The sequence below is a fragment of the Bacillus sp. FSL W8-0629 genome, from assembly GCF_038593225.1.
GTDB classification, from domain to species: Bacteria; Bacillota; Bacilli; order Bacillales; family Bacillaceae; genus Bacillus; species Bacillus altitudinis.
Genome location: NZ_CP151975.1, coordinates 770,355 through 786,643, shown reverse-complemented (window position 1 = coordinate 786,643; position 16,289 = coordinate 770,355). Strand labels below are relative to the sequence as shown.

At 42.1% G+C, this 16,289-nt stretch carries 12 protein-coding genes; 3 read left to right on the top strand and 9 right to left on the bottom strand.

All coding sequences use genetic code 11. The annotated features are described in order from the left end of the window. Positions 1-18: 18 nt before the first annotated feature. Positions 19-489: a low molecular weight protein-tyrosine-phosphatase gene (locus NSQ17_RS03905; RefSeq protein ID WP_008341755.1), complete on the bottom strand. Its 471-nt coding sequence runs from the start codon at positions 487-489 to the stop codon at positions 19-21. A gap of 174 nt (positions 490-663) precedes the next feature. On the opposite strand from NSQ17_RS03905, the gene NSQ17_RS03900 reads away from it, so the two are divergent. Then, positions 664-2,019, top strand: a complete 1,356-nt coding sequence (locus NSQ17_RS03900) for a sodium:alanine symporter family protein (RefSeq protein ID WP_041090695.1) — start codon at positions 664-666, stop codon at positions 2,017-2,019. Between the two features lie 75 nt (positions 2,020-2,094). Next, positions 2,095-2,310, top strand: a complete 216-nt coding sequence (locus tag NSQ17_RS03895; protein ID WP_008341757.1) for a DUF1128 domain-containing protein — start codon at positions 2,095-2,097, stop codon at positions 2,308-2,310. A gap of 107 nt (positions 2,311-2,417) precedes the next feature. Here the strand turns inward: NSQ17_RS03895 and NSQ17_RS03890 are convergent, their stop codons facing one another. Further along, on the bottom strand, positions 2,418-2,936 hold the full coding sequence (locus NSQ17_RS03890) for a type 1 glutamine amidotransferase domain-containing protein (protein ID WP_007496591.1): 519 nt from the start codon (positions 2,934-2,936) through the stop codon (positions 2,418-2,420). A 254-nt stretch (positions 2,937-3,190) separates the two neighbouring features. Between NSQ17_RS03890 and NSQ17_RS03885 the strand changes: the two genes are divergently transcribed. After that, positions 3,191-7,471 carry a multifunctional 2',3'-cyclic-nucleotide 2'-phosphodiesterase/3'-nucleotidase/5'-nucleotidase gene (locus NSQ17_RS03885; protein ID WP_342467868.1) on the top strand — a complete coding sequence of 1,427 codons (4,281 nt, stop codon included), beginning with the start codon at positions 3,191-3,193 and terminating at the stop codon, positions 7,469-7,471. Between the two features lie 214 nt (positions 7,472-7,685). On the opposite strand, the gene NSQ17_RS03880 is transcribed toward NSQ17_RS03885, so the two are convergent. From NSQ17_RS03880 to NSQ17_RS03850, 7 genes are all read right to left on the bottom strand, one after another. Next, the gene (locus NSQ17_RS03880; protein WP_041090690.1) at positions 7,686-8,120 is read right to left on the bottom strand and encodes a hypothetical protein; all 435 of its coding nucleotides are present in this window, start codon (positions 8,118-8,120) and stop codon (positions 7,686-7,688) included. Between the two features lie 64 nt (positions 8,121-8,184). Beyond that, complete coding sequence (gene treR / locus NSQ17_RS03875) at positions 8,185-8,901, bottom strand: trehalose operon repressor (RefSeq protein ID WP_017358787.1); 717 nt, start codon at positions 8,899-8,901, stop codon at positions 8,185-8,187. Positions 8,902-8,920: 19 nt separating this feature from the next. Next, a complete protein-coding gene (gene treC / locus NSQ17_RS03870; protein WP_342467867.1) occupies positions 8,921-10,621 on the bottom strand; it encodes an alpha,alpha-phosphotrehalase in 1,701 nt (566 codons plus the stop codon). 15 nt (positions 10,622-10,636) lie between these two features. Then, entirely contained in the window at positions 10,637-12,070 is a 1,434-nt protein-coding gene (gene treP / locus NSQ17_RS03865; protein ID WP_008341760.1) for a PTS system trehalose-specific EIIBC component, read from the bottom strand. 162 nt (positions 12,071-12,232) lie between these two features. Beyond that, entirely contained in the window at positions 12,233-12,619 is a 387-nt protein-coding gene (locus NSQ17_RS03860; protein WP_035391356.1) for a DUF1992 domain-containing protein, read from the bottom strand. Positions 12,620-12,701: 82 nt separating this feature from the next. Further along, the gene (locus NSQ17_RS03855; RefSeq protein ID WP_024720238.1) at positions 12,702-14,426 is read right to left on the bottom strand and encodes a methyl-accepting chemotaxis protein; all 1,725 of its coding nucleotides are present in this window, start codon (positions 14,424-14,426) and stop codon (positions 12,702-12,704) included. A gap of 31 nt (positions 14,427-14,457) precedes the next feature. Then, on the bottom strand, positions 14,458-16,116 hold the full coding sequence (locus NSQ17_RS03850) for a pyridoxal-dependent decarboxylase (RefSeq protein WP_342467866.1): 1,659 nt from the start codon (positions 16,114-16,116) through the stop codon (positions 14,458-14,460). Positions 16,117-16,289 lie beyond the last annotated feature (173 nt).

Genomic DNA, 16,289 nt, shown 5'->3' with positions numbered 1-16,289 from the left:
CATCTGATCTCCTTTCAGTTAAAGGTGTTTCTCTTTTTTTACATACGTCAAAAAACGATCAATTCCTGTTTCAATTAAATCATGTACTTCCTCAAAGTTCCCAGTGTAATAAGGATCTGGCACATCGTCTCGATCGTCGTCTTCTACAAAGTCAAGAAGACGGCCAATAAAGTGATGTTTTCCATAGCCGGCTAAACTGCGGAGGGCGCCTACATTTTCAGCATCCATCGCAATGATATAGTCGTATGTGGTGATATCCTTATCCATGATTTGTCTTGCAGTCATTCCTTCATAGCTGATGCCCTTTTCATCAAGTAGCTTTCGTGTTCCTTCATGCGGAGGACTGCCTTGATGCCAGCCACCAATGCCTGCTGAATCAATCACAAAGTGTTCACTCAGCCCTTCGTCTTCGACTCGTTTTCTAAACATCGCCTCTGCCATCGGTGATCTGCAAATATTGCCGAGGCACACAAATAATACATGAATCATCCTTCATTCTCCTCCTATCTTTTCCCTAAGAATCCCTTTGGAAAACCTTTTCTCTATCATATCAAGCCCTTTTTCTTTTGGAAACTTTGCAAGAAAAACTCCCATCGGCATTGACAAAATACACAAAAAAAGGAGAAACTTTAGGAGAATTACACAAACAAAGGGGGACATTAGATGGGAATCATTGAGCAGTTTGTCACGACGATGAACAATTTTTTGTGGGGGCCTCCCCTGTTGATTTTAATTGTTGGTACTGGAATCTACCTCACCTTTCGGATCCTCTTCATTCAAATTAGATTACTTCCTTATTCTTTAAAGCTCGCTTTTTCAAAACAAGACAAAACATCAGAGGGAGATATCTCCCATTTCCAAGCATTAATGACGGCTCTTGCTGCAACTGTCGGTACAGGGAATATCGTCGGTGTTGCCTCAGCTGTCATTGCAGGTGGTCCTGGTGCAGTATTTTGGATGTGGTTTGCTGCATTTTTCGGGATGGCCACCAAGTTTGCAGAAGCTGTTCTGGCTGTAAAATACAGGGTCAAAAACGAAAAAGGCGAAATGTCTGGCGGACCTATGTATTATTTAGAGCATGGCTTAAAACAGAAATGGCTAGGTGTGCTATTTGCTGTTTTCGGTGCCAGTGCTGCCTTTGGGATCGGCAATCTGGTACAGTCTAATTCCATCTCAGGCGTCATGAATTCTACTTTTCAAATTCCAACATGGGTAACAGGTATCATCATTACTGCCTTTACGGCACTCGTGATTTTAGGCGGAATTAAAAGTATCGGCCGAGTGACATCTATTTTTGTACCAGTCATGGCTTTATTTTACGTCATTTGCGGGCTCATCATTCTTGTCATGAATGCTGATCTTGTTCCTGGTGCAGTCAGTCTTATTTTCTCAGATGCCTTTACAGGTCAAGCCGTGGCAGGTGGTGCAATTGGAACTGTCATTCGCTGGGGTGTCGCACGAGGAGTCTTTTCCAATGAAGCTGGTCTTGGATCAGCACCAATTGCTGCTGCAGCTGCGAAAACGGATATGCCTGCCCGTCAAGCTCTCGTCTCTATGACGCAAGTGTTTATTGACACCATCATTGTTTGTTCTATCACTGGCATTACGATTGTCATGGCAGATATGTATTTAACAGAAAAAAGTGATGCGCTGACTTCGTTATCCTTTGCTCACTTCCTCGGTCCAGCTGGCTCAATCATCGTGGCAATCGGGCTGCTCCTGTTTGCCTATTCAACCATCATTGGCTGGTCCTATTATGGAGAGAAATGCTTTACATATTTGGCGAAGGATTCGTACGTCATGTATTATCGCATCGTGTTTGTGATAGCTGTCTTTTTCGGTGCCGTGTTTAAGAATGACTTCGTCTGGGGCGTAGCAGATATGCTCAATGGACTGATGGCCATTCCAAACTTAATTGGCCTCATCGGTTTATCAGGTGTTGTGGTGTTTGAATCCAAACGAATCATTGATAAGATCAAAGAGGAGAAAAAGGAAAAAAACATTTCAGTGTCGTCATAATAGCCCTTTTATTCTTTTGCTTTTCTGTTAAAATAGACATATTATTCGACACATGCAGGAAAGGACGTGCCGCCCTTGTCACAGCAAAAAGCGGCTGAAGTCAATCAGCTGATTGAAGACATTTCGCAAAAGCTCAATATGCTGAATATTGGAGTCATCAAAGCCGAAGACTTCAGTCCAGATAAGTATGAAGATATTGAATTTCTTCACCAAATGGTGATGAAAAAATCTTCATTCAGCCCAAGTGAAATGCAAGCCATTGCAAGCGAGCTGAAAAGCTTAAGAAAATAATCGTGCACCTGATACTGAATTGCGGTTGACGCCGCTTTCTTACATCCATGCACAGAAAAAGCCAGCACCTCGCAAGGTGCTGGCTTTGTTTATCCTGTCAAAACTACTTATTTTGCGAGCAGTTTTAATGATTCACGGTTAAATGCTGGAATGTCATCAGGTGTACGGCTTGTGACAAGCTGATCCTGACAAACGACGACTTCTTCATCTTTGAATTTGGCGCCTGCGTTTTCCATATCTACTTGAATGGATGTATAGCCGGTCGCGCCTCTTCCTTCCAGCGTCTTCGCTGTAATAAGCAATTGCGGTCCATGACAGATCGCAAATACTGGTTTTTTCTCGTCCATAAAGGCTTTTGTGAATTGCACGTAGCGATCATCCGCACGCAGAATGTCTGGTGAGAAGCCGCCAGGAATCAGAAGTGCATCGAAGTCTTCTGGTTTCACGTTATCGATAGACGCATCGACTCTTACTTCTGCCTCTCCTTGCTTTCCTTTCACTGTTTTTCCTTTTTCGTTTTCAATTACTGTGATCTCATGGCCTGCGTCTTTAAAGGCTTTTGCAGGCTCGGTGAATTCAACATCCTCAAAGTAATCTGTTAAGACAACTGCAATTTTCTTACCCATGTAGAAACCCTCCTGCTTGATTATCGTTTACACTACACACTATACCCCCGCCAATTGAAATCAAACATCCTATCCCTATGAGAAAACCCCCTTTCATAAAAATAAGCATTTAGACTCATTCACATTCCCTTAACAAGGTAATTCGTATGATTTATGTTATCTTTACAATAATCTGCAAAAAATAACTACAAAAGTTAACGAAACATTTCTACAATAGGTATTGTGGTCAAAAAAATTAGAAAGGCGGAGATCAGGTGAAGAAGCAAGCACATAGGTCTAAACGAAGGAAAAACCTGTCTATTCTGCTCACTTCCATTATGTTGATTAGTCTCATTCTCCCAGCAGTACCTACTCATGCAGAAACAGAAAGCGGCAGCGCCGTAAAGGTCAGTATCTTAGCCACAACGGATGTTCATGCGAACATGATGAATTACGATTACTACAGCGACAAAGAAACAAATGAATTCGGTTTGGCAAAAACAGCCGAGCTGATTGACAAGCACCGTTCACAAAATCCCAATACACTCCTTGTTGATAACGGAGACCTGATTCAAGGAACCCCTCTTGGAGAATACGTTTATAAAAATGAAAAAGACAGCATCATCAATCAAACAAAGGTTCACCCCATTATTCATACACTCAACAAATTAAAATATGATGCAGGTACACTCGGCAATCATGAATTTAACTACGGTTTATCTTTTCTTGACGGTACCATTGCGGGCGCCAACTTCCCGATTGTCAATGCGAACGTCAAAAAGTTAAACGGAGAACACCGATTTACTCCTTATGTCATTCAGGATAAAACCTTTAAAGATGCAAACGGAGCCTCCCAAACTGTGAAAGTCGGTTACATAGGGTTCGCACCACCACAAATTATGACGTGGGATAAGAAACATTTAGATGGGCAAGTTCAAGTGCAAGATATTGTGGAGTCTGCCAATGAAACCATTCCAGAAATGAAAGCAAAAGGCGCAGATGTCATCGTCGCTCTTGCTCATACAGGAATTGAAAAAACAGCTTCACCTAAAGGATCAGAAAATATGATCTTTGACCTTGCCACGAAAACAAAAGGCATTGATGCGATTGTGTCTGGCCACCAGCATGGCACATTCCCAAGCGCTGAATATAGCGGCGTCGACAAATTTGATGTCGCAAAGGGAACCATTAATGGCATTCCTGTCGTCATGTCAAAAAACTGGGGAAGCTACCTCGGGGTCATTGATTTAACGCTAGAACCAGACGGAAGCAACTGGAAAGTCACAGACGGAACAGGCAAAATCGAATCCGTTGCCGGGGTGACATCTCAAAACAGTACAGTGAAAGATGCCATTCAAACAACTCACCAAAACACCCTAGATTACGTCAGAAAGCCAGTTGGAAAAACAGAAGCAGACATTAACAGCTTTTTCGCTCAAGTGATGGATGACCCTTCTATTCAAATCGTGACAGATGCCCAGAAATGGTATGCACAAGAAAAAATGAAAGATACTTCGTACAAAAACTTGCCGATTCTCTCTGCGGGTGCGCCATTTAAAGCCGGCGGACGCAACGGTGTGAACTATTATACAAATATCGCAAAAGGTGATTTAGCGATTAAAAACATCGGCGATCTCTATCTTTACGATAACACCGTACAGATTGTAAAACTAAAAGGCAGTGAAGTAAAAGACTGGCTTGAAATGTCTGCTGGTCAGTTTAACCAAATCAAACCAAATACTTCAAATGAACAGCCTATTTTAAACGAAGAATACCGCTCATATAATTTTGATGTGATCGATGGTGTGACGTACCAAGTAGATGTCACACAGCCTGCTAAATACAGCACAACAGGCACACTTGTTAACGCTAGTGCGAACCGCATCAAAAACTTGTCTTACAATGGAAAACCCGTTTCTGACAATCAAGAATTTTTAGTCGTGACAAACAACTACCGTGCATCTGGCGGCGGAGGCTTCCCGCACCTCACACAGGATAAAGTCGTGCTTGCCTCAGCAGATGAGAACCGCCAAGTGCTGATGGATTATATTATTGAACAAAAAACCATTAACCCAAGCGCAGATCAAAACTGGTCCATTGCACCAGTAAAAGGCGCAACAGTCACCTTTGAATCTTCTCTACTTGCAAAACCGTTCGCAGAGAAATCAAGCAGCGTCGACTTTATTCGGAATGCCAGCACAGACGGACTTGGCGTGTACAAGCTAGCGTTTAAAGATGATGGTACAACAGAACCACCTGCAACAGACAATTGGCATTTAACGGTGATGCATACAAACGATACACATGCCCATCTGGATGATGCAGCAAGACGCGCAACCAAGATCAAAGAAGTTCGCGCCCAAAGCGAAAACAATATTTTATTAGACGCTGGAGATGTCTTCTCTGGTGATCTCTATTTCACAAAATGGCAAGGACTTGCCGATCTGAAACTGATGAACTTAATGAAATACGATGCCATGACGTTTGGGAATCATGAATTTGACAAAGGTCCATCTGTCCTTCGTCAATTCCTGACAGGTGACGCATCCAGTGTAGATGCTAAAAACCGTCATCAGTTTGAAAAACCGAACTTCCCGATCGTGTCATCAAACGTGAATGTCTCTAAGGAAAAACAGTTAAGCGACTTAGTGAAAAAACCAGCAACATTTAAAGCTGGTGAGAAAAAAGAAGCTGGCATTTACCCTTACATTCTGCTTGATGTAAATGGTGAAAAGGTCGCTGTATTCGGTCTAACCACTGAAGACACAGCCATTACATCCAGCAGTGGTCCCAACATTCAATTTCAAGATGCATACAAAAAAGCAAAAGAAACAGTCAAAACCATTCAAACTGAAGAAAAAATCAATAAAATTATTGCGCTCACACATATTGGCTATAACCGTGATCTAGAGCTGGCTCAAAAAGTAGATGGCATTGATCTCATCATTGGTGGTCACACCCACACCCTTGTTGAAAAATTAAAGGTCATCAATAAAAAAGAACCAACGATTGTTGCGCAAGTAAAAGACTACGGACAATTTTTAGGAAAAGTAGACGTGGCCTTTGACAAAAAAGGCGTCGTACAGCCATTAGAATCTACTTTTGACCTCATCACGATCGACGACTCTGTGAAAGAAGATGCGGACGCAAAAGCGATTCTTGATCAGTACAAAGCAGATATCCAAGATTTAAAAACCGAAAAAGTCGGGACGTCAGATGTCTTCTTAGATGGACAGCGTGAACACGTCCGTGCAAAGGAAACTAACCTTGGAAACTTTATTGCAGATGGCATGTTAAAGAAAGCACAAGAATCTGCTGGTGCTGACCTTGCCATTACAAACGGTGGCGGTATTCGAGGCAGCATTGAAAAAGGAGATATCACATTAGGGGATATTTTAACCGTGATGCCTTTTGGAAACACACTATATGTCGCAGATTTAAAAGGCAGTCAAATTAAAAAAGCGCTTGAACAAGGTCTTTCAGGCATTGAAGAAGGCGGAGGCGCATTTCCTCATGTAGCCGGTATTGAATATACGTTTACACTGAGTAAACCAGCTGGTAGTAGACTGATTGATGTCAAATTAAAAGATCAAAAGGGCAACCTGACTGACATTGATGATCAGAAAACATACCGCGTGGCGACTAACGCATTCGTCGGCACAGGCGGTGATGGCTACAGCGTCTTTACAGAAGCGTCTCATGGTGAAGACTTAGGCTATGTTGACTATGAAATCTTCAAAGAACAAATTGAACAGGCAGACGGTCATATCTCTCCAGTCATCGACCATCGAGTGAAAGAAGTATTCCTTCCTCGCTTGAAAGGAAAAGGCGCCTATGACATTCAAGATGATGAGAAATTCCAAACGTATGTGCAGCATACGAACAAAGCATTGCTCTATTTAGACAAAGCAACCGAAGCGAAAAAGGTTCAATTGTCTCTATCAAAAGGGCAAATAGCTGAACTGAAGAAACGAGAGCAAGATCCAAACGTCACCATCTATCATGACAAAGTCGGTCTAGCATTACCGCTCTCCAATTTGTCAGAGCAACAAACAGATATATCAATGGCAAAAACAAATAAAGTGAAAAACGCATTAACCGACACATACGATTTCCAAATCAAACAAGATCAGAAAAATGTCTCTACCTTTAAAGATCCCGTCACACTGTTCTTTACATTAGACGCGCCTGAAAAAGCGAAGAAACCAGGTGTCTATTATGTCGATCGTGAGAAAAACCGCTATGCCAAAACAAGTAACGGTTCATTCGAAAACGGGATTGTCTCAGGTAAAACGGAGCACTTTAGTGAATACACCGTACTCAATCAAAGTGAAGCGGCTGGAACAGCTCCAGACCAAACTGGCGGAGACGGTGGAACTTCTGCTCCAGGCGGTTCGGATCCAAGTCAGGATGGAAGCGGCATGCCAGGCGGCACACTGCCGAATACTGCAACAATGATGTATACAGCGGTATTAATTGGCTTGCTCATGCTCGCCTCAGGCGGTATCCTTTATTACTACCAGCGCAAACGTACAAGAAACAAAGTATCATCTTAATAGAAAAGGACAGAGCATTTGCTCTGTCCTTTCAGATTGAGGACAAAGGGCTAAAATGGACTTGATTTTAGCCCTTTGTCTTTTTTTCAGCGTGATAGAAAACCTTTGCAGTCTAGGAAAGTCGAGCACCGGAGCACAGATTTGACAACGAATGCGAGGGTTTGTCTACACGCTGGGGACAGAGCTTCGGCTCTGTCCTTTTTCCATCTCACTATCAATCTTGGGATAAATACATCCAATGACGGTCATCAAATTCTTTCACATCATCTGACCCTATATGACGCAGCATTCTATTAAAGAACGTGATATCATCTTCATCATCAACGGCATATAAATCCTTTTGAACATATTCTCTCGTAATGAAATTCGTTAAGTTCGTGTTATTCACAAATTCAGCAAAGTACGATTTCACAAGGGTTAAATCTTCTTCATTTAATGTTTCATCACTGATAATTGAAATATGAAATACATTCAAAATCGCTTGAATGTCTTCTTCATCCATATAACATAACGGCTCTAATTTTCTATCTTCTTCCGTAAACGGTTTTCGCGTGTCTTCAATGATGACATAACATAAAATCCTGTGATCTTTCATCACGCTAAAAATTTCTAAATCTCTTAATTTTAATGGTCTATTCAGTCTGATCATTTGTCCTCCTAGAATGTTGCTCTTGTTTCCCTGCAACCTGAAATAGACAGAGCCTCGGCCCTGTCTACTTCTCTCTTCTAGCAAAATCCACGAATCTGAAACGATCTAGCCGGTGGCGGCTTTCGGTGTATTGGAATAGACTCGTATCCTCCAAGAACACATAATTCTTCACCACCACCACATGATCAAACCCGTTCAAATCGAGATACCTCTCATCTTCTTCAGTACATGGCTCGACCACAAATTCTTTTTGAGCATAACTAATCGAGACCCCAAGTTCTCCTTCAATATACTCATAGATCGATCCTTCACAAATGTCCTTAGACAAGAACGGCACATGTTTTTGCAAGAAGTAATCTTTGTCTAAAATGACTTCTTCTCCGCTAATATTGCGAGAGCGAATGACTTCCCAAACGTCCTCCTGCCCACTGATTTTCAGCTGAGACTGAATATACTGATCTGGCTTGATTAAACCGAACTCATGAACCGTTGTTACCGTCTTTCGCCCAAGCGTTTGGGAAAGCTCTTTAAAGCTGACAAGACCCGAAACTGGGAACTGCATTTTCTCTCGATTCAGCAATACTGAGCCTTTCCCACGAATTTTTTGGATATAGCCATTTTGCACAAGGATGTTTAATGCCTTTCTCACCGTCTCACGGGATGTGTCATACATGACAGATAGCTCATGTTCTGATGGGAGGATGCCTTTATCCTGCCATTCACCTTGTTCAATTCGTCTTGCGAGCTGATCATAAATCACTCGAAACTTATTCTCTTTCATTTTCCCTCCGCCCCATTTACTAGCGTTTGGTTAAATGATAAACGATTGACTCATATGGGCGCAACGTAAATCCCTTGATATCTGCCGGCATATCCTCATAATTGGACAGCAGGACTTGCCCTTCCATTTCATTGACATCCTTTGCAAGCTCATCTGGAAGTGTAAAGTCCGTCTCGCCTGCATAAAAATGGTTGATCACGAGAATCTTCTCATCTTTGCCTTCCCGTACATACGCAAACACCTTTGGATCATCTGCCAGCAATAAAGTAAAGCTTCCATAGGTGATTACATCAAGTTCCTTACGAAGCCTGCAAAGGGCTTGATAATGATAAAAAATCGACTTCTCATCTTTTAAGGCAGCTTCTACTGAAATGCCGTTTTGAGCTGGTTCAATCCAAGGCGTACCTTTTGAGAACCCCACATTTTTTTCCGAAGTCCATTGCATAGGTGTCCTTGCGTTATCTCTTGATTTGACCTGTAAAATCGCCAAAGCTTCTTCCTTTGTTTTCCCTTTTTCAAGCATGACTTCGTACATATTCAGTGATTCGATATCGCGGTATGACGAAATGTCCTCAAAGCGAGGATTCTTCATCCCAATTTCTTCACCTTGATAAATATAAGGAGTGCCTTGCATCAAATGAATGGTGGTCGCCAGCATCTTCGCTGATTGCTGATGGTACGTGCCATCATCACCGTATCTAGACACGATGCGTGGCTGATCATGGTTGCACCAAAAGAGTGCGTTCCAGCCGCCGCCCTCATGCATTTTCGTCTGCCATTCTGACAGAATTGATTTCAACTCTAGAAAATCAAATGGCGCAATGGCCCACTTTTCACCGTTAGGATAGTCAACTTTTAAATGATGAAAATTAAACGTCATATCCAGCTCCTGCCGATCAGGTCTTGTATACCGAATGCAGTCTGCAATATTCGTTGAAGACATTTCCCCCACGGTCATGCTATCGTATTTCGAAAACACTTCCTGGTTCATTTCATGCAAGAATTCATGAATTCTCGGCCCATCTGTATAGTACATACGCCCGTCACCTTGCACTGATTGCCCAGCATCATCTAAAAAGCGTTGATCCTTTGAAATGTTATTGATGACATCCAGTCTGAATCCATCGATCCCTTTTTCAAACCAAAAGTGCATGATGTCATATACTTTCCTGCGCACTTCATCATGTTCCCAATTGAGGTCTGCCTGGGTAACATCATATAAATGAAGATAATAGTCACCTGTCGCTTCATCTAATTCCCACGCTGGCCCGCCAAACTTTGACTGCCAGTCATTCGGAGGAGAGCCGTCCGCTTTCGGCTCCTTCCAAATATAATAGTCTCGATACGGGTTTTCCTTCGACTCTCGGGAGGCTTGAAACCACTCATGGAAAATAGATGTATGGTTCACAGCGAGATCCATGATGACACGAATCCCTCGTTCATGTGCTTCTTTCAGCATGTGCTCAAAATCGGCCATTGTGCCGTACATGTCATGGATTTTTGTATAATCACTAATATCATAACCGTTGTCATGCTGTGGTGACTCATACATAGGAGTCAGCCAAATACAATCCGCCCCTAGCTCTTTAATATAGTCGAGCTTTTTCGTCACACCATTGATATCACCTGTACCAGAGCCTGTTGTGTCTAAAAAGCTCTTCGGATAGATTTGATAGACCACGGCTTTTTTCCACCACGGTTCGTTTGTTTGTTGATTCAATTTCCTTCACCACCACTAGTTAAGTTCTTGTGATACATCCTTCTTTTTAAGTTTTGCATATAAAAGGGTACCAATGAATGGGACGATCAGCACAATCACCATTCCGATGGCAAATGCACCCCAATATTTCGGAATGATCGAGAAGATTCCTGGAATGCCTCCAACGCCGACTGAACTTGCCAGTACCCCTTGTGAGGCAATAAACATACCAGCTATCCCTGAACTGATCAGGGCAAAAATAAACGGGAATCTATAGCGCAAGTTCACCCCAAACATCGCCGGTTCAGTAATACCCAAGTAAGCAGAAATACTTGATGTCAGCGAGAGCCCTTTTTGCTTTTCATCTTTTAAGACAAACATCATCGCAAGTGCCGCCGACCCTTGAGCAATATTAGATAGCGCGAGCATTGGCCATAGGAACGTGCCGTGCAGTTTTGAGTTAATCAGCTGAATATCGACCGCTAGGAATGTATGATGCATGCCTGTAATGACTAACGCTGCATACAATCCGCCATATAAAAGGCCACCAAGTGCTGCGAATTGCTGGAATACAGTGACGAGTCCAGATGTTAATACGTTTCCGATCGCAAATGTAACGGGACCAATGACGATAAATGATAAAAACCCAATGAGTAGTAATGTAATTGGTGCAACAACTAACAGCTGAATACTTTCAGGTGTCCTTTTTGTTATAAATAATTCGAGCTTTGCGAGTAAATAGGAGGCGACAAGTATCGGAAGAACCTGCCCTTGGTAACCTACCTTTTGTACTTCAAGTCCAAACAAATTCCATACAGGTATGTCACCTGTCTTTTCCGCCGCTCCATACCCCCACGCATTCAACAGATCTGGATGTACAAGCATCAGTCCGAGGACCATCCCTAAAAGCGGATTACCTCCAAACCGCTTGACAGCCGACCAGCCGATTAATGCTGGCAAAAAGGTAAAGGCAGTACCTGCAATCAAGTTGATCATGTTTGCTAAATCCGCCCATGCCGGATACACATCCACAATGGATTTTTGATCAAAGAAAATATCAGGAGCTGTTAAAATATTATTAATCCCCATCAATAAACCGGCTGTCACGATAGCTGGAAGGATTGGAATGAAGATATCTGCAAGCGTTTTCACAGCACGCTGAAGTGGGTTTAATTTCTGATCAGAGGCACGCTTGACGTCCTCTTTTGTCGCTTCGCCGATTCCCGTCTGTTTGACCATTTCGGCATAAACCCGATTCACCACTCCTTGACCAATGACCACTTGGTATTGGCCATTCGCTGAGAAAGATCCCTTCACTTCATCAATTTGTTCTAGTGCTTTCTCATCCACCTTACCTTCATCTTTTAGCACAAAACGAAGTCTTGTCACACAATGTGTGGCTTGATCAATGTTTTCTTTGCCGCCAATGGCTTTCACAATCTGATCTGCCGCTGTCTGATAATCAGCCATGCTATCCCCTCCGAGACCGTTTTTTTATAAGAAAAAAGAATCAAAACTTGTATATACATGTTCACTTCATATTTTATATTTGTATATACATGTAGTCAATAAGAAAATGTAGCGCTTTCATAAAAAAAGCTCCCTCAATGTGCTCAAAGAGGCAGCGTGTCATCATCTTTTTTTATGCTCCGTTAGTTTTTCGTAGACCCTATTCTTATAAAAGGAGGAGGCTGGTCGAGCAAACGTTTGGCGCTTGGATGTGAGTTCATCAAGGCGTTTTTGTTTTTCCTCACATACGAGAGAGAGTTTTTTTCTTTCTTCTCCATCTATACTCGTTTTCAGTAACTCTTTGACCGTCATTAGTTCTTTTTTCAAAGCTGTTTCTTCCCCGGCAAAGCCAGCATTTTTCATGATTCGATAGCCCATCCTCAGTTCTTCAGGTACATGAGCAGCATCATCCTTTGGCAGAGGTTTCCCAAAGCCTGATAGTCCTTCAAAAGCTCCATGGTCCATCGCCTTTTTGATCCGTTCTTCTGACAATCTCTGCGCAAAATCCATGACACGTCTCCTTTCAGATCGTCTGATATTTTGGTTAAGCATAGCAAAAAAGCTGACTCTCTCACAAGAGCCAGCTTTCTCGTTATTTTTTGTCGATTTTAAAAGTAGATACCATTTGTGCCAAGTCCTCTGACATGTCAGAGAGCTGTTCAATCGCACTTGAAATTTGCTGCATGCCAGCACTTTGTTGTTCTGTTGCTGCCGCTACTTCTTGAGAGCTTGCCGCATGTTCTTCTGACACGACCGAAATTTGTTCAATCGATGTAGAAATTGTTTGATAAGCGCGTTCTACCTGCTTAATAGATTGAAGCAAATTGTTCGTTCTGCTTGCAAATTGAGACACTCCATCATAAATACCAGCGAAGTTCTGCGAGGTGCCTTTCATTTGCTCACGGCCTTCTTCCACTGCTTTACTGCTTTCCTCCACGCTTTCAAGGACACGCTGACTATTTTCCTGTGTGCCAATGACTAAGTCTGAGACCGTTTTAGCTGCATCAGCTGACTGTTCAGCTAACTTACGGACTTCATCAGCCACAACAGCAAATCCTTTTCCTTCTTCTCCTACACGTGCGGCTTCAATAGAAGCATTCAGTGCAAGCAGATTCGTTTGCGCTGAAATGTCCGTAATAATGGAGATGACACTTTCAATTTCTGTTGAATGTGATTGCAATTCTTCTGCCGCCTGCTTTGAGCTTGTCATCATGTCGTGTAACATGTTGAGATGTTCAAGCACATGCTGCACCAATTTTTGACCAGATTCTGACTGCTCTTGTACTTCTGATGAAACAGATTTCATTTCATCCACTTCTTTTGTCACGCCTTCGATTTGAGTATCAATTTCCGCAACAGATGTTGTGCAGTCTGTAATGTTTGCGACTGAATCATTGATTCCTTCACTCATATTCGTCATCGCTTCTGACACTTGTTGTGCACTTTGACTAGATTCCGTTGTCACTGTGCGAAGCTGTGAAGACATTTTCGACACTTCACTTGATGAGTTTGAGATCTTTCCAATAAGCTCTTTGATCCGTCCCTGCATTTTCTGGAAGGAAGCTGCTAATTGACCGATCTCATCTTTACTTTGAACTTCTACCATGCCAGTTAAATCACCATCTGCAATTCGATCTGCTGATTCCATTAATGAACGTGCTGGTTTTGCAATTCTTCTTCCCATGAAGAATGAGAAGAGTAATCCACCGATGAGCACAATCGCAGATGCTACTGTGATATAAATTGTCAGCTTTTTCGTTGTTGCTGGAACAACAGACGCATCTAAGTCAATTCCTAAAATCCCCGTGAGTTCACCGCCTGAATCTTTAATTGGTAAAAAGACGGATTTATGAGTCCCATACGAATCAACGTAAATGTCACTTTTGACCATTTTATCTTCAGAAAGAGCTTGTTTCATTTCATCTGAAAAGACATAATCTTGATCAAAATCATTGTCTTCCCCTGTTAGTACGATGATTCTTTCTTTGCCGCCCTTATTTGATAACACGTATAAGTTCTCAAGCGTATGATCTTCTTTCAGCTCTGTGAATTTCTTTTTGATCTCCACATAAATAGGATCATCCTTCCCACTAATGCTAAGGACATTTCCATCCATATTATCGATTTCTTTTTTCGCTGTATCAATATCTGTTGTTAATCGATAATCAAATTGCTTTAATAATTGGGAAGATAAATCCTGGCTGACTAAATAAAATGTTAGAACGAATAATGCAACGGTTGCGAGTAATGTTACGACAACGACTGACATGATTTTGGAGGATATCGTAAGTCCTCCAAACTTCCTTTGTTTCGCCATTTTTTTCTACATCTCCACTCTCAATTTTAATTTAAGCCTCTACACTTTCAAATTGTCCACAAACAGATGCAATGACATCTTTTAAATAAGATACGATATGAGGGATATGCTCCGGTAACGTATAAGGTGAAATCACAAAAAATTTACTCACACTTAGATAGAATTCTTGACCTTCTTTGGCATTGACTTGTAAAAACTTCGTTGTATCGCCAAAGAACATTTCGTCTCTTTTCTCTCCAAGCTTTTCAAAGAGGATTTTGTTCAAATCATTGTTGCGCTCAATTTCCATAGCAGTTGCTTCTCCAGACACTTCTTCCTTAAAACGAGGAGAGCCGTCTAGGTAAATTCTAAACAATGTAGCCATTCCGACATTGTCATCATTGACGACTTCTGCTTGTGGAATTTCCTGACGAAGTGCTTCTCTAAATGCAAGGTTCACCTCTAAAAATTGACCGAGCAAGCGCTGGTATCCTTCAATTCCAAACGTTAACAGCACACTTAGCATGCTGATGGAGCTTCCCATTCTTGAGCATTCCAGTGTATAACCCGTATGGTATTCGCCGTAGCCTCTATGACCAACGTATGGTGTCTCTTGTTCTTCCAGATCTAAACGCTTTAGGTCTGCTGCGTTTTTCACTAAGAATAAACTAGATGTGTAAGGCGTTTGGCCGAGCTTTTGAAAGTCAAAGCACATCGTGTCAGCAAGAGAAAGATGCTGGAATTTCGCTTTGATTTCTTTTAGCATACGAAGAACACCGTCTGAGAATTGCAGCGGGTTTTCAGATACATCATACTCATTAAAGAAAGCAAAGAATCCACCAAGCGCCGAATCCGCATGAATATGCGGCACCTTGAGACCATACTCCTCAGCAATGGCTTCTGCCGTTTCACGTACCCCTTTTACATCATCAATTGCAATGGCATCTGTTGTTCCGGTTGTTGCCACAATATAAACGGGAATTCCGCCATTTTGGGCAACACGTTCCATTTGACAACGCAAATCTTCCATATCCATCGAATGATCTTTATTCGTCTTAATTCTGATTAAGTTGTCTGTGCCAAGCCCTGTTGCTTCCATTGACTTAAATAAGCTGTAATGTGCTGCATCAGAACAAAACGCATAAAGATTTTGCGGAACACCTTTTCGTAATGACTCCGGTGCAACTTTCGAAATTGCTAAACGAAGCCCCGAGAAAATAGCCCCTTGACCTCCCCATGTTGTGTAGCCCCCGCTCACATTTGGATCATATCCGATGAGCTTAGACATCATTGAGACCACTCTGACCTCAGCTTCTGCGCCTGCTGGTCCATACACATCCCATAGGTTGTTTCCGTTAACCAGCATAGCCGTCAGCATGCCTAGAATTCCTGGTGTACTTGCCATTGGCAAAATGTTCGTGAAGAAATACTTCGTGTGGTATGGATGATTATGTAAAAGCTTCAGTAATTCTTCATTCACAAGTTCCGCTTGTTGTCCGTTCATCGGAATTTGACTTGTTTCAATGAGCCTTTTGTAAAAGTCCTCCTCACGATTCTTTTCACCTTTTAGGTGAGCACGGTTCGGATCCTTCAGGTCATCGACCCCTGAAATGATCTGTTCCATTAATTTAATGAGTTCTTTCCGCTCTTCTGCATTTCCGTCCTCACTCGGAAACCAGTTCTGAACGAGGTTCTGTGCTCGTACAGTCATATACTATCAATCCTTTCAATGGAAGATTTCCTGTCACTGTCTATATCGACCCCGTTTCAAAAGTTTATAGTGTCGAACTGTTCGCTTAAGTATATTTAGATAATTTGTTCGCTCGTCAAAACGAATAAAACCCTTACAATACACATCAAAACCATTATGTTTGTGAAACAATA